The organism is Mycobacterium kyorinense, from assembly GCF_002101735.1.
GTDB lineage: Bacteria > Actinomycetota > Actinomycetes > Mycobacteriales > Mycobacteriaceae > Mycobacterium > Mycobacterium kyorinense.
In genome coordinates this window covers 89,388-103,253 of the sequence record NZ_LQPE01000106.1, presented here as the reverse complement: position 1 = coordinate 103,253, position 13,866 = coordinate 89,388, and the positions used below count along the sequence as shown (strand labels likewise).

Annotated in this window: 13 protein-coding genes; 3 read left to right on the top strand and 10 right to left on the bottom strand. The window is 66.0% G+C overall.

What is annotated here, in order from left to right; translation table 11 throughout:
• Positions 1-5 precede the first annotated feature (5 nt).
• The 4 genes from AWC14_RS12985 to AWC14_RS12970 all read right to left on the bottom strand — a co-directional run bounded on the left by AWC14_RS12985 (position 6) and on the right by AWC14_RS12970 (position 3,268).
• A complete protein-coding gene (locus AWC14_RS12985) occupies positions 6-875 on the bottom strand; it encodes an ABC transporter permease (protein WP_045384789.1) in 870 nt (289 codons plus the stop codon).
• A gap of 1 nt (position 876) precedes the next feature.
• Complete coding sequence (locus AWC14_RS12980; RefSeq protein WP_428838968.1) at positions 877-1,656, bottom strand: MlaE family ABC transporter permease; 780 nt, start codon at positions 1,654-1,656, stop codon at positions 877-879.
• A 417-nt stretch (positions 1,657-2,073) separates the two neighbouring features.
• A complete protein-coding gene (locus AWC14_RS12975; RefSeq protein ID WP_045377155.1) occupies positions 2,074-2,745 on the bottom strand; it encodes a TetR/AcrR family transcriptional regulator in 672 nt (223 codons plus the stop codon).
• Between the two features lie 205 nt (positions 2,746-2,950).
• On the bottom strand, positions 2,951-3,268 hold the full coding sequence (locus tag AWC14_RS12970) for a hypothetical protein (RefSeq protein ID WP_235215870.1): 318 nt from the start codon (positions 3,266-3,268) through the stop codon (positions 2,951-2,953).
• A gap of 337 nt (positions 3,269-3,605) precedes the next feature.
• Between AWC14_RS12970 and AWC14_RS12965 the strand changes: the two genes are divergently transcribed.
• Complete coding sequence (locus AWC14_RS12965) at positions 3,606-5,126, top strand: LCP family protein (protein WP_045377158.1); 1,521 nt, start codon at positions 3,606-3,608, stop codon at positions 5,124-5,126.
• 3 nt (positions 5,127-5,129) lie between these two features.
• Here the strand turns inward: AWC14_RS12965 and AWC14_RS12960 are convergent, their stop codons facing one another.
• The 4 genes from AWC14_RS12960 to AWC14_RS12945 are packed head-to-tail and all read right to left on the bottom strand — an operon-like array spanning position 5,130 to position 9,305.
• Entirely contained in the window at positions 5,130-5,912 is a 783-nt protein-coding gene (locus tag AWC14_RS12960) for a glucose 1-dehydrogenase (RefSeq protein ID WP_045377161.1), read from the bottom strand.
• A gap of 2 nt (positions 5,913-5,914) precedes the next feature.
• Positions 5,915-6,712, bottom strand: a complete 798-nt coding sequence (locus AWC14_RS12955) for an SDR family NAD(P)-dependent oxidoreductase (protein WP_057003332.1) — start codon at positions 6,710-6,712, stop codon at positions 5,915-5,917.
• A complete protein-coding gene (locus tag AWC14_RS12950; protein ID WP_052425555.1) occupies positions 6,703-7,692 on the bottom strand; it encodes an alpha/beta hydrolase in 990 nt (329 codons plus the stop codon). Before AWC14_RS12950 ends, AWC14_RS12955 begins: the two co-directional genes overlap by 10 nt.
• On the bottom strand, positions 7,689-9,305 hold the full coding sequence (locus AWC14_RS12945; protein WP_045377167.1) for an AMP-binding protein: 1,617 nt from the start codon (positions 9,303-9,305) through the stop codon (positions 7,689-7,691). Before AWC14_RS12945 ends, AWC14_RS12950 begins: the two co-directional genes overlap by 4 nt.
• A gap of 146 nt (positions 9,306-9,451) precedes the next feature.
• Between AWC14_RS12945 and AWC14_RS12940 the strand changes: the two genes are divergently transcribed.
• Positions 9,452-10,921, top strand: coding sequence for a wax ester/triacylglycerol synthase family O-acyltransferase (locus AWC14_RS12940; RefSeq protein ID WP_045377170.1), 1,470 nt, complete (start codon positions 9,452-9,454; stop codon positions 10,919-10,921).
• On the opposite strand, the gene AWC14_RS12935 is transcribed toward AWC14_RS12940, so the two are convergent.
• The gene (locus tag AWC14_RS12935; protein ID WP_045377173.1) at positions 10,835-11,866 is read right to left on the bottom strand and encodes an acyl-CoA dehydrogenase family protein; all 1,032 of its coding nucleotides are present in this window, start codon (positions 11,864-11,866) and stop codon (positions 10,835-10,837) included. The two genes, AWC14_RS12940 and AWC14_RS12935, sit on opposite strands and share 87 nt — an antisense overlap.
• A 53-nt stretch (positions 11,867-11,919) precedes the next feature.
• On the opposite strand from AWC14_RS12935, the gene AWC14_RS12930 reads away from it, so the two are divergent.
• A complete protein-coding gene (locus tag AWC14_RS12930; RefSeq protein ID WP_045377400.1) occupies positions 11,920-13,002 on the top strand; it encodes an acyl-CoA dehydrogenase family protein in 1,083 nt (360 codons plus the stop codon).
• A 15-nt stretch (positions 13,003-13,017) separates the two neighbouring features.
• Here AWC14_RS12930 and AWC14_RS12925 read toward each other — a convergent pair whose 3' ends face one another.
• Positions 13,018-13,860, bottom strand: a complete 843-nt coding sequence (locus AWC14_RS12925; RefSeq protein WP_045377176.1) for an IclR family transcriptional regulator — start codon at positions 13,858-13,860, stop codon at positions 13,018-13,020.
• Between the last annotated feature and the right edge of the window lie 6 nt (positions 13,861-13,866).

Below are 13,866 nucleotides of genomic sequence, written 5' to 3'. Positions count from 1 at the left end.
CACGACTACACCGTGAGGTTGAAGTTCGGGTTCTTGCCGTAGACCGACATTGCGGTCAGCACCACCACGACCACGATCGTGATCAGCGACAGCCGCATCGACCGGCCGACCGCTTCGCCGACCCCGACCGGCCCGCCGCTGGCGGTGTAGCCGTAGTAGCAGTGGGTGGTCATCACGACCAGCGCCACCAGGATCACCTCGGCGAACGACCACGCTACGTCATTGGGGCGCAGGAACGTGTGGAAGTAATGGTCGTATGTGCCGATGGACTGCCCGTAAAACAAGACGGTGGTGACCTGCGCGGACAGGAAGGCAAGGGTTATCGCCAGGCCGTAGAGCGGAATGATGACGACGAAACCGGCCACTACCCGGGTGGAGACCAGGTAGGCGATCGACCTGACGCTCATCACCTCGAGCGCGTCGATCTCTTCGCTGATGCGCATCGCGCCCAGCTCGGCGGTGGCGCCGGCGCCGACAGTGGCGGCCAGCGCCTGGCCGGCGGCCACCGGCGCGACAAAACGCACATTGACCATGGCGGCCAGAAATCCGGTGAATGCCTCGACGCCGATGTTGCCCAGGGACGCGAAACCCTGGATGGCGACCAGCGAACCGGCCGACAGGGTGATGAAGCCGACGATGGCGGCAGTGCCGCCGACCACCGCCATCGCGCCGGTGCCCATGCCCATTTGGGCGATCAGGCGCAGCAGTTCTCGGCGATAACGCTGCAGCGCGAACGGGATCTGCCCCACTGCGGTCAGCGCGAACCAGACGATCTGGCCGAGCTCGGTCAGTCGATGCGCGGGGGCGCGCCGGTAGCGGCGGAACGCGGCGGCCGCCTGTGGGAAGCGGGCAACCGGTGCGACAGCCGTCGACACGTCAGCGCCCTGTTCCGAAACGGACGCCGATCGTCGTCAGCGCCGCGTTGACCGCGAACAGCGCGATGAAGCACAGCACCACGGTCTCGTTGACGGCGGTGCCCAGACCCTTGGAACCGCCGCGGACGATCAGCCCCCGGTAGCAGCCCACCAGGCCGGCGATCAGGCCGAACATCGCTGCCTTGATGTTCGCGATCACCACCTCGGGCAATCCGGTGAGCGCCGTCAGCGTGGCGAGGTAGGCACCGCTCGAGACGTTCTGCAGGTACACGCTGAAGAGGTAGCCGCCGCCCAGTCCGACGGCGACCACGAGTCCGTTGAGCAAAACGGCGACGACAATCGAGGCGACGACGCGGGGCACCACCAGCCGTTGGATCGGCTCGATACCGAGGACCTCCATTGCGTCGATCTCTTCGCGGATGGTGCGGGCGCCGAGGTCGGCGCAGATAGCGGTGGCGCCGGCACCGGCGACCACCAGCACCGTCACGATCGGGCCGAGCTGGGTGACCGCACCGATAGCGGCGCCGGCGCCGGAAACGTCGGCGGCGCCGAATTCGGCCAGCAGAACGTTGAGCGTGAAGATGAGCAGCACGGTTTCCGGGATGGACACCGCGATCGTCGGCAACAGCGACACTCGCATGAGAAACCAGCCGTTCCAGATGAATTCGCGCCATTCGAACGGCCTCATCAGGGCTTTGCCGGTCAGCACACACATCCGGAAGAAGCCGCCGACCACTTCTGCCCCTGGCCGGATCCGATTGACCACCCTGCCGGCGACCATGTCCGCGGTAGTCATCGGCGGTGCACCAGACGGTATTTCGAGCTTTCCGTAGGCGAGGGAAGGCTCCGGTGACGTGGATTCACGTTGCAGCGCAATGCTTCTCGATGCGCGTTGCGGCATGAAACGGCGTGACATTCCCGGCGGGCAGTTTCCTCGGCCGCGCCCTGAATCCATGTCGCCCTCGTGTGTGCCACATGGCAACTATGACATCAGACCGTACGGTCAGTCAATAATCAGGATGGACGGCTGGCTCAAGGGCTGCTCTGGTCAATCGCGGATGATGCTGGCCTTTTATGGCAGTGACTAGGCGTTTAGCGAGATTTTCGGCCCTGCGGACCACGTTGGTGCAGGGTGCAGATATTGACTACACGTACGGTCATAGCGGCGGTTCGGCTAGCGGCCAAGTCCGTCAGGCGGTCAATCTGTCACACCGGTTACCGCAGTAAGGCATTCGCGCACCACTGAAACGACCTCCGTGGACGGGTCTGCCCACTTGCTGAGGCCCAAGCGGTCGAGGAGCAGGCCACCGAGGAAGACGTCGACGAAGGCGGCGCCGACTCCTTCGGCTGTCCGGGAGCCGGCGGGGTCGAACCACACCCACATCCACTCCAGCGATCCCCACAGCTGTAGTGCTGCCAGTTCGACGTCGACGTTTCGGAACAATCCGCTCTTCACGCCTTTGTGGATCTCGTCAATCGTCAACGCCTGCAACTGCCGGCGGGACTTGCGTACCTGCTGCATTGCCGGATCGTCTGACAACTGAAGCACCTCGCGCTGGCTGGCCACCGTCGCATCGCGGGCGATCACCTGGAGCAGGGTGGAGGCGTAAATGATCGCGGCGAGGCGTTCGTGCGGCGCGGCCAGACGGTCCCACACCAGCCGTAACACTTCGAGCTGACGGGCCAACCGGGTTTCTTCGAGCTCCCGCAACATTTGCGCTTTGGTTCCGAAGTGATGAACGATGGTGCCCTTGGACATGCCGAGCTCGTCGGCGATGTCACCGATATTCGTTCTGTCATAGCCACGTTCGGCGACGTAGCGGACAAACGCATCGAGGATCTCGCCGCGTCTGCCAGGTGATCTGGGCATCTCAACCCTTCGGGCAAACTAACCGTACGACCGGTCTATCATACTTTCGCCGCGCGAGTAACCTCCCAGTCGAACCGGCGGGGCCGGCAGCCAAGTCGCCGGATCAGCCAAAATGGCAGCAAATGTGCACGTCAGAAGCCGTTGCGACGTGCTGGTAGAGGTAAGGAGCGCTCAGCCTCTTGGCGCTTACCTGGTTGCCGGGAGGTCAACAGGGGCGCAACGTCCTGCGACCACTCGTCCGATCCGGGGCGGTCACGACATACATGTTCGCGCCAGGTGCTGCCTTGATTTCGCCGGCGGCATACATCGTCATGAGTTCGCCGCCATCAGCGTCCGCGACGCACACGTAGGTGTCGGTTTCGGCGTCGTATTCGAAGCTGTCCCAAGCTAATACGAACGCCAGGCAGTTGCCGTCGCGGTCTGCGACGACCAGCTTGTGCACGCCTGACTCCTTGAGTAACTCGGCATCCTGTGCGCGCTGCTCAGACACCCGGTTGTGGTGGACCGTAACGGTGTTCAACATCTGCCAGACTCCCTTCACGGGGTTATCCCCGGGATTCTTTAGGTGGCGGTCCCAAAGACGAGGGACCGTTGACCAGGCAGGCAACCGCATCGGCCTCCCGGCGCGGACGTGATGATCACTGCGCCGCCCGCTACCGCCGCCAAACTCATTCCGATCGCAACGGCATGCATCGTCTGGTCTCACTTCACTGGCCGATTTACCAAAGTCTGCCTGGTCACGCACCTTGGCGAGGCACTTTCCGGCAACCTCCGGCATACTGGAACGCCAAGTAGTAGATGTTGTCGCCGCAAGTTGCCGTCGGGGGGCAGGCGCGGCGCTTCCCGACAGAGTCGAGATTGTGGTGAACCGATCCGGCGGCAAGCACCGCCGTGCGAAACCATGGCAGATCCGCCGGCGCCTGGCCCGCGGCGGCATGGCGCTGGCTGCGGTACTGGCAGTGGCAGCCACCGGCGCGGGCTGGTGGATGGCGCACGGCATGCTGGGCGGCATCACCGTTTCTCAGGCGCTGCGTTCGGAGGATCCGCATTCCAGCGGCGGCGCGATGAACATCCTGCTGATCGGTCTGGATTCCCGCAAAGACCAGGACGGCAACGAGCTGCCCTGGGCGGTCCTGAAGCACCTGCACGCCGGTGATTCCGAAGACGGCGGCTACAACACCAACACGCTGATCCTGGTGCACGTCGGCGCCGACGACAAAGTCGCCGCCTTCTCGATCCCCCGCGACGACTATGTGCCGTTCAGCGGCGTTCCGGGCTACGACCACATCAAGATCAAGGAAGCGTACGGGCTCACCAAGGCCTACACCGAGCAGAAGCTCATGGACAAAGGCGTGAGCAATCAGAAAGAACTCGAGACCAAGGGCCGCGAGGCGGGCCGCTCGGCGACACTGCGGGCGGTGCGAAATCTGACCGGCGTCCCGATCGACTACTTCGCCGAGGTCAACCTGGCCGGCTTCTACGACCTGACCGAAAGCCTCGGCGGCGTCCAGGTGTGCCTGAAACACGCCGTGTACGACTCGTATTCGGGTGCCGACTTCCCTGCCGGCCGCCAGACCCTCGATGCCGAACAGGCGCTGGCGTTCGTGCGGCAGCGTCACGGTCTGGAAAACGGCGATCTGGACCGCACTCACCGCCAGCAGGCGTTCCTGTCGTCGGTCATGCACCAGCTGCAGGATTCGGGCACATTCACCGACTTGGCCAAGCTGAAGGGTTTGATGGCGGTGGCGCGCAAAGACGTTGTGCTGTCGGCGGGTTGGGACGAGAACCTGTTCCGGCGGATGGGCGCTCTGGCCGGCGGCAACGTCGAATACCGGACGCTGCCGGTAGTGCGCTACGACAACATCGACGGCCAAGACGTCAACATCGTCGACCCCAGGGCAATCAAGGCCGAGGTGGCAACTGCGTTCGGCACCAGCGCACCCGCCACCACGTCGACCACGGCACCGAACCCGTCCACCGTGGTCGACGTGGTCAATGCCAGCAGCACCTCGGGACTCGCCACCAAGGTGTCAAAGACGCTGAGCCAGAAGGGTTATACCGCCGGCACCGTGCGCGACCGCGAGTATGGCGAACCGAGCTCGACAACCGTCGAGTACGGTTCCGGCGCCAAATCCGATGCGCAGGCCATCGCGGCGCTGCTGGGCGGCGACGTTGCCGAGCACAGCGACTCCGCGCTGAGCGCCGACCACATTCAAGTCTTTGTCGGCGACGACTACTCCATGCCGTCCCAGGACGACACGAGCACAGCCTCGACGGTGGCCGGGTCGTATCACGGCTCGCACACCACCACCAGCAGCACCGAGCCCACCCCCGACCGGGGCGCACCGATCGACGGCGGCGGCGTGCCCTGCGTCAACTAAGCGTCAGCGTGCACCTGCCGTAGTCGGTATCCTGCCGGCGCTGGCGCCGCCGTCGACGGCCAACTCGGCCCCCGTGATATACGAGGATGCGTCCGAGGCCAGGAAGGCGACGACGTCGGCAACCTCCTCCGGTGTTCCGACTCGGGTCAGCGGCGCGCCCGGGTGCCCGCCGGGCCCGCGCTCGACGTCGAGATGCGCGACCATCGGAGTATCGATCATCCCCGGGTGGACGGAGTTGACCCGAATACCGAAGGCGCCCAACTCGATTGCGGCGACCTTGGACATGCCGCGCAGCCCCCATTTCGACGCGCCGTAGGCGCCGTAGCCGGCAAGGCCCTGCAGCCCAGCTTGCGAAGACACGTTGATGATCGACCCGCCGCCGGCCGCCTTCATCGGCTCCACCACCGCCTGGATACCCAGAAATGCGCCGATGAGATTGACCCGCAGCATTCGCTCGAAACTGTCGAGGCTCTGATCGGCAAGCGGATGGACATCGCAGATCGCCGCGTTGTTGACGAGGACGTCGACACAGCCGAACTCCGTGATGGCGGTGTTAACCGTTGCCGCCCAACCACGCTCGTCGCCGACGTCGTGACGGACGAAACGGGCCGCCGCGCCGATCGAGGAGGCAACCCGCCCGCCCTCGTCGGCGAGAATGTCGGTCAGCACGACCCGGGCGCCCAGGGAGGCGAACAATCGGGCCTCGGCCGCGCCTTGCCCGCGCGCCGCCCCGGTGATGATCGCGACCTTTCCCGACAGGTCTACCGACGTCCGGTTCGCGGCCATTGTCAGTCGCTGTCCTGGTCGATGCCGGTGAGCATGATTTCCGAGACCCGGCGTGGGAACTCGGTGAACTTGGCCATCGGCACGATCTGCCGCGGCAGGATCACATGCCTGCGGTTGCGCTCGATCGCGTCGGCGATCGCGATGGCGACGACCTCGGGTTCCAGGGCTGACGGCGGAATCATGCGCCATTTGATGGACCGCTCGATGGTGCGACGGGCCGGGCCGAATTCTCGGATGTGGTCGATCATGTCGGTCTTGACCTCACCCAGCTGCACGAGTGTGGTTCCCACCGGTTTGCCCCGCAATTCCGAACGGATCCCCGCCGTGAAATGGCTGAGCCCGGCTTTGGAGGTGCCGTACAAGGTCACCCCGGGCCCCTGCGAGATGGCTCCGAGCGACGACACATTGACGATATGACCGCGTCCCCTTAGCACCATACGGGGCATCAACTGACGGCAGAGCTCCATCGGCGCGGCCAGGTTGACCTGCAGGAGGTCACGCACTTGTTGTGCGCCGGCCTCGGGGAAGCGGCCCACATGGTCGATTCCGGCATTGTTGACGAGCACGTCCACCGGGCCGTCGGCTTCGACCCGGTCGACCAGTTTCTCGACGGCGTCGGGGTCGCACAAGTCGGTCGGATACGCCTTGCCGTCCAGCTCTTTTGCCAGCACCGCCAGCGAGTCCCCGCTGCGTGCCACCAGCGCGACGTCGGCGCCACGCCGGGCCAGTACCTCGGCGATACTCTTTCCCAATCCGCGGCTCGCGCCGGTGACCAACGCGCGGGTGTTGCTCAATTGCATGACGGGCCTTTCGGTGCTGGTCGGCCTTGGGAACCCTTGCGGCTCAGCGCATCACGCAGTACGGCGCACACCTCGTCGCTGGCTTGCCGGGCAAGTGGCAGATGGTCGGCCAGATTGAAGAAGCCGTGAAACCCCTGCTCGTAGCGTCGTACCGTGGCCGGCACCCCTGCGCCACGAAGCCGCCCCGCAAATTCCTCGCCCTCCTCGCACAACGGGTCCAAATCGCCGGTGACGACGTGCGCCGGTGGGAGTTCGCCGAATTCGCCGAGGATCGGGGACGCCAGCACACTCGTCCGGTCGCCTTCACGCCCGAGATATTGCTCAGTGAACCACTGCATGTGCGCAGCGGTGAGGACTCCGCTTTCGGTGTGCGGGCTTGTCGCCGAGGACTTTCGGCGCTGGTCGACGACGGGGTAGATCAGCAGCTGGAACGCGATCGGCGGACCGCCGCGATCGCGGGCGATCATGGCCACCACGGCGGCAAGGTTGCCGCCGGCACTGTCACCTGCGACCACGAGTCGCGCCGGGTCACCGTCGAGTTCGCCCACATGGGCCGCCACCCACTCGGTAGCGGCCCACGCGTCCTCCACCGCAGCCGGGAAAGGGAACTCCGGAGCCAGTCGGTAATCGACCGAAACAACCACCGCCCCAATACCATTGGCGAGCCGACGGCAACACGAGTCGTGAGAATCGAGGTCGCACAGCACGAAACCGCCGCCGTGGAAATAGATCAGCACCGGCGGCCCGCCGTTGGATGTGTCGGTATTCAACGGAAAGTAGATCCGCAGCCGCAACTCACCGCCCGGACCCGCAATGCTGCGCTCCTCGACCCGTCTCACCGGTACCGGGATTGCGGGCCGCCGGCTTGCCCGCAGGCTGGCGCGAACTTCGGTTGCGTTCCCGTTCCCGGCGGCGATCGACGCGAACGCCGCGCTCATCCTCGCCGCAACTTCGCGCTGCATGCCTTCGGTGTCCGTCATTTGACTCCGCCGCCTGTCAGCTGGCCGCGCAGCAGCTTGCCGGTGGCGTTGCGCGGAAGTACGTCGAGAAATTCGACCTCCCGGGGCACCTTGTAACGGGCCAGGTTCGCCCGCACGTAGTCCTTGACGCCCTCGGCGTCGACGGTGGAGCCCTCGACGCGGACCACATACGCCTTGAGACGTTGGCCGAAGTCGGGATCGTCGACCCCGAGCACCGCGGCTTCGGCCACCTCGGGGTGGCCACAGATCAGGTTCTCCACCTCGAGCGGATAGACGTTCTCGCCGCCGGAGACCACCATGTCGTCGTCGCGGCCGTCGACGTAGAGCCGGCCCGTCTCGTCGAAGTGACCGACGTCGCCGCTGCTGAGCAGGCCGTCGATGACGTCCTTCGTCCTGCCGTCGGTGTAGCCGGAAAAGCTGATATTGCTGCCGGCAAAGATGCGGCCGATTTCTCCCGGTGCGGTGATCTGCTTGCCCTGCGCGTCGTATAACCGGACGGCGCAACCCACCGGTGGCCGCCCGGCCGTGCGGGGATCGTGCAGCAGATCCTCGGGCATGGCGACGGTCATGACCGCGAGTTCGGTTGAGCCGTAGAGGTTGTAGAGCACCGGACCGAACTCGTCCAGCGCGCGGCGAACCAAATCTGGCGGCATAGCCGACCCCGAAACGAAGACGATCCGCAGCGACGACGTATCGTAGCGGTCGCGAATATCTTTGGACAGCACCAAGATTCGCTGCAACATGGTGGGTACGACAACGAGCACGTTGCACCGATACGATTCGACGGCCTGCAGCGTCGCTTCAGGATCGAACTTGCGGCGCAGTACCAGCCGGTTCCCCAAGGCCAGCGACAGGACAGCCTGTCCCAGTCCGGTGCCGTGAAAGATCGGTGCGGCCAGCATGCAGGTTTCGTTGCGCCGCCGGGGCACCCGATCCAGCAGCTGTGCGGAGAACAGCGGCGAGGTCTTGCCGCGTGGTGCGCCCTTCGGTGTGCCGGTCGTGCCGCTGGTCAGCAGCGTCAGACCGCCGGGTATGTCCGGCGGCGCAACGGGAGCGGTGGATGTCGACCGGATCAACTCCTCGAGCGACGCGTCGATGCCTCGTTGTGCGCCGGAGGTTCGATGGCTGACAAATCGACGCACGCTCGGATCGATGGCCTCGAGCAGTTCGGCGAACTCGTCGTCGTACACCAGAACGGACACGCGTTCGCGCCGCGCAACGTCGGCCAGCTGGGGCTTGGCGAACCCTGTGTTCAGCAGCAGCAGCCGGGCACCGATTTTGTTGGCCGCCGCGAGCACCGTGATCAGTCCGCGGTGATCACGGCACATCATCGCGATGACGTCGCCGGGGCCGATCCGCCGCGCCGTCCACGCCCGGGCCAGCGCGTTGACCCGCCCGTTGAGTTCGGCGAACGTCACGTCACCGAATTCGTCGCTGATGGCAACGGCGTCGGTGTTCTTCACCGCCGCGGCCTCGATAACTCCGGCGAAACCCCCGAACTTGCGCACCAGCGTCGCGGACCTGATCCCGTCCACGAGACCTCCGGACAATCCGGCCTCGCGCAGCACCTTGATGCTGCGGGCAGTCACCCTGAGTCGTTGCAACCGCTTCATGCAGCGAAACGTAAGGCGGCCGCATGCGATGACCACGGCCGAGTCTCGCTGGACGAGACAAGTTGTCTTTCCGCCCACATTGCCCGCGTAGAAGTGACTCATGCCACGCGCTGCCCGCAGGGCGGCACCCACGAATGAGGTGAGATATGCGGCGTTTGAAGGGCGAAGACAACAGTTTTCTTGCATGGGAAAGCGACGTGCAACCGCAGCACACGATCAAGGCGATCGTGTGCGACCCGGCCCGGGGCCATGTGCCGCTCACGTTCGAGCGCGTGAAAGTCGCGGTGCAGGGCATGGTCGATCGCATCGAACCCTTGCAGTGGCAACTGCTGATGCCGCGACTGCCGATCGGTCGGCCGTGGTGGATCTCGCGGCCTCGGCTCGACATCGACTACCACGTCAGGCGGGTCGCCGCCGCGGCGCCGGGAGGCGATCGGGAACTTGCGGCGGCGATCAGCGCGATCGTCGAGCCCCGACTCGATCGCAGCCGCCTGCCATGGCAGATGTGGTACGTCGACGGCCTGGCCGACGGGCGGATCGCGCTGGTCTTGAAGATTCACCATGCCGTCGCCGACGGCATGGCCTCGCTCCGTCTCCTCGAGACCATGTACAGCGCCGACCCCGAGGCTCGCTTGCCCGAGCCGAGGGTCACACCATTGCCGAACGACCGACGGCCGGCGTCCTGGATCTGGCTCCCGCTGGTTGTGCGGCATCAGCTCGCCGCGCTGATCGGCTTCCCCCGCATCATCGCCCGCACCGCGCGCGTCACCCGCACCATCCGGCGCCGCCAAAAAGCCGGCAAGCCGGGCTATGCCGCCGCATTCGCCGCGCCGGGGGCCCGGTTCAACGCGCCGCTGACCCCCGATCGCCGGTTCGCCTACCACAGCTGCGATCTGCAAACGATCAAACAGGTGGCAAAAACCTTGGGCGTCAACGTGAATGACGTGTTCTTGGCGTGCTGCAGCGGGGCCCTTCGCGAGTTCCTGGCGCGGCGCGGAGATCTGCCCGCCGAAACGTTGACCGCGGTAGTGCCGGTATCCATGCGACCGCCCGGTGCCGAGATCGAGTGGGGCAATCATGTCGCGCGGTGGAACGTCCTGCTTGCCACCGACATCGCCGATCCCGTCGAACGCCTGACCGCGATTGCCGCGGCCACCCGAACGGCCCGCGAGGTGCAGGCCGAACGAGATGCCCTGCTCCAGCACGACTGGATGGAGTACTGGCCGCTGTTCTGGTTCTATTCCCGCGCGTTGCCGCTCGTCGGTGAACGGATGAGCCACCGACCGACGTTCAGCCTGATCGCCTCGAACATGCGGGGGCCGCAGCGGCGGCTCTATTGGGGCGGAGCGCCGATCGAACAGCTGATCTCGACCGGCCCGCTGGTGTTCCCGATGGGTCTGAACTTCACCGGTTGGAGCTACGCGGACAGGATGACCATCGGCGTGCTCACCTGTGGTGACCATGTGGCCGATCCGTGGGAAATCGCGGACGGCCTGCCGAGGGCACTCGCCGAGCTGGCCGAGCGGGCGTCAGCCGCGGTCGAGACCGTCGAGCAGGCTAAGGGTGAGGCGGCAGCCGGCGTGGACGTCCTGCCAGAGGCGGGTCACCGGGTCTGATGCATCCAGCGCGTGCCGCCGGCTGCTACCCAGCAGCCGGTCGGCGCTGTCGCGGGCCCGAACGACCGCCTGCCGCTGGCCCGCCCCCGCGGCGCGGCGACTTTCGGCCTGCAGTGTTGCTGCGAGTTGCAGCTTGGCGGCGTCGATGTCGGAGGCCACCCGGGCCACCTGCACGGTCGACGACACCCGGTCGGTCACCTCTTCGTTGCCGTAGGAGGCGGCGAGTCGTTCACGCACCTGGTCGACGTGTACCCGCCAGACACCCTCGGCCGCTCCAACCACGGCCGCAGCCGCGCCGGCGCCGACCATCACCGGGACCGCCACCTTGGTATCGGATTCCGCTTTCTCGCAAAGGCTTTGGAAGATTCGCTGCTCGCCGACCGGCAACGCGGAGACCCTTACATCGTAGATTCCGGCCGCCCGCAGCCCGTTTGGGCTTGCGGCGGCTTCGAGTTCGACCTCTTGTCGCGGCACCAGCACGCAGCAGCGCCGATCGTCGTCTGCTGCGGTCAGCAACAACCAGTCCGCGAGGTCGGAGCCGGCAAGCGAGGTCCACCGTCCCGTCAGCCGCGGACCTACGGCACCGCGAACCAGTTGCCCCTCCGTCCGATAGCCGGCGGTGACCAGTGACCGGCCACCGGAGTCCCAAACCTCGTCGGCCGCCCCACTCGGCAGGCCGGCAACGTGGTAGGCCGCCACGTTGAACATTGCGCAGAGCCAGCCCGCCGATCCGTCGATCGCGGCGAGCGCGCCGACCACCGAGACGAACTCCCCGGGATCCACTGCGTGCCCGCCGTATTGGACCGGCTGCAGCATCCGCCACGCACCCGAGTCCCGCAATCCTGCGGTCAATTCGTCGCCAAACGCAGGCTCACCGAGATGGCGGGCGGCCATCCGCATCACCACGTCGAGTATCTCGCGCGCGACACCGGACGGTTCGGCCATGCAGACCTCCTCGGGACGCAATGATGGTATCCATAGTGCGGAGGGCGATGGCCATGACCGAAAGTGCGCTGGCTGCGGTCCGTGGGCTGCTTCCCGCGATCGCCGAGTCCGCCGCCGACGTCGATCGAAACCGCGCAGTCGATCCCGGCATCATCGCGGCTCTGCAAGACGCCGGCTTCTTCTCGATGCTGCAGCCGACGTCGTTCGGCGGACTGGAAGTCGAACCGGACGATTATCTGGCGGCCACGCGCGAGATATCGGCGGCGTGCATGTCCACGGGCTGGTTGGCCGGGATGCTCGGGGTCAGCACCTGGCATCTCGCGCTGTTCGACAAACGAGCGCAGCACGACGTCTGGGATTCCGACCGGCGGGCGTTGGTCTGCGCGTCGTACGCCCCGACCGGGCGGTTGGAGCGCGTGAACGGCGGCTTTCGCCTGTCGGGACACTGGAGCCATTGCACGGGCGTCGATCACGCCGCGTGGCTGATGGCCGGCGCATTGGTCGTCGGAGATGACGGCGCTGCCCAAGATTTCGTAGTCGCCCTGGTGCCACGACATGATTACGCGATTGAGCCGAATTGGAACGGGTTGGGACTACGCGGAATTGGTGCACACGATGTCGTGGTCGCCGGTGCGACCGTGCCGGGCCATCGCACGTTCGGATGGGTCACCCCCGACCAGCGGAGCAGGCTTGCCCCGCTGTACCGGCTTCCGCAGCCAATCTTGTACACCCACACCGGAACTGCGCCGGTTCTCGGCGCTGCGCTGGGCGTGCTGGCCGCACGGCGTGCCAAAGTCAGGCACCCGCTGAGCGCCGTCGCGATGGCCGAGGCCGACTTGGAATTGTCGGTCCTTCAAATGCGCCGCAATGTGGCCGAGCTCATGGCCTGCGCCCGTCTCGACGCCGGCCCCGAGGAGGAATTGATGCTGCGGTCACGCCGAGACCAGGTGCTGGCGTTCGAGCGTGCGATGACGGCGATTCGGTTGTTCGAGCCGGATGTCGACGCCGAATTGGTGGAGCGGGTGTGGCGCGACGTACGAACCGCGCACATGCACGTCGCCAACGACGTCGAACGGGTGCTGTCGGTGGTGGGCCAGTTCGCATTCGGGCTGAAAGTCGACGCGTTCATCTTGTGAGCTGCGCGTACCCGATCAGACCCACGCGTCGGATGTCAGGGTGCGAAGGACACGCGACAGCATGCTGTCGGTATCGGTTGCGGTGGGTTGCGGACCGGCGACCGCCTCGAGATCGGTTCCGCCCAACTGCTGGGAAATGCGCCGGGCGGCGCGCAGCACGAACGGAGCGGTTCGCTGCAGCCGGTGCGTCGGGACCGCCCCCGTTAGCGACAGACCCGCAACCTCGCCATCGGAAGTCCGGATGGGCGCTGCGACGCTGCACAGACCGATCGCCAATTCCTCAGTGTCGTAAGCCAATCCATGCCTTGACCGAATGCGCGCGAGTTCTCGGTGCAATGTCGCCAGGTTAGTGATCGTGGCCGGGGTGCGTTTCTCGAGGCGTTCGCCAATGACCGCATCCACTTCTTCGGCGGGAAGTTGCGCCAGCATTGCTTTGCCCAGCGCGCTGGCGTGCGCCGGGGTGTGGCCCGCGACGCGGGTCGGTACCAAAACCCCGCTGCGCCCGGCGACCTTGTCCAGATAGACCACGTCTTTACCGAGCAGCACCCCGAGATGAACCACCAGCCCGGTGTCCGCGTGCAGGCGCTCGAGCGTGCGGGACGCAGCGCCACGCAGCTGGGAGTGATCGACCATCTGTGTTCGCGGCAGCGGGGAGGCCGCCAAGCAGTATCCGTCCGGGCGACGTTGAAACAGCCCCGCGGATTCCAACTGCCTGAGGATCCGGTGGACGGAGGATCGGGGCAGGCCGGTGCGGCTGACCACCTGGTCCAAGCGCAAACGCCTGCCCGGTTCGTCGAACACGTTCATGATCAGCGCAACCCGCGCCACCATCGACGTCGCCACGTCACCAGCCGACATCGCCGG

Excerpts from the sequence above, each read along its gene's own strand:
- AWC14_RS12980 (WP_428838968.1), bottom strand. The coding sequence starts at position 1,656 with ATGGTCGCCGGCAGGGTGGTCAATCGGATCCGGCCAGGGGCAGAAGTG.
- AWC14_RS12975 (WP_045377155.1), bottom strand. The coding sequence starts at position 2,745 with ATGCCCAGATCACCTGGCAGACGCGGCGAGATCCTCGATGCGTTTGTC.
- AWC14_RS12970 (WP_235215870.1), bottom strand. The coding sequence starts at position 3,268 with ATGTTGAACACCGTTACGGTCCACCACAACCGGGTGTCTGAGCAGCGC.
- AWC14_RS12960 (WP_045377161.1), bottom strand. The coding sequence starts at position 5,912 with ATGGCCGCGAACCGGACGTCGGTAGACCTGTCGGGAAAGGTCGCGATC.
- AWC14_RS12955 (WP_057003332.1), bottom strand. The coding sequence starts at position 6,712 with ATGCAATTGAGCAACACCCGCGCGTTGGTCACCGGCGCGAGCCGCGGA.
- AWC14_RS12950 (WP_052425555.1), bottom strand. The coding sequence starts at position 7,692 with ATGACGGACACCGAAGGCATGCAGCGCGAAGTTGCGGCGAGGATGAGC.
- AWC14_RS12945 (WP_045377167.1), bottom strand. The coding sequence starts at position 9,305 with ATGAAGCGGTTGCAACGACTCAGGGTGACTGCCCGCAGCATCAAGGTG.
- AWC14_RS12940 (WP_045377170.1), top strand. The coding sequence starts at position 9,452 with ATGCGGCGTTTGAAGGGCGAAGACAACAGTTTTCTTGCATGGGAAAGC.
- AWC14_RS12935 (WP_045377173.1), bottom strand. The coding sequence starts at position 11,866 with ATGGCCGAACCGTCCGGTGTCGCGCGCGAGATACTCGACGTGGTGATG.
- AWC14_RS12930 (WP_045377400.1), top strand. The coding sequence starts at position 11,920 with ATGACCGAAAGTGCGCTGGCTGCGGTCCGTGGGCTGCTTCCCGCGATC.
- AWC14_RS12925 (WP_045377176.1), bottom strand. The coding sequence starts at position 13,860 with ATGTCGGCTGGTGACGTGGCGACGTCGATGGTGGCGCGGGTTGCGCTG.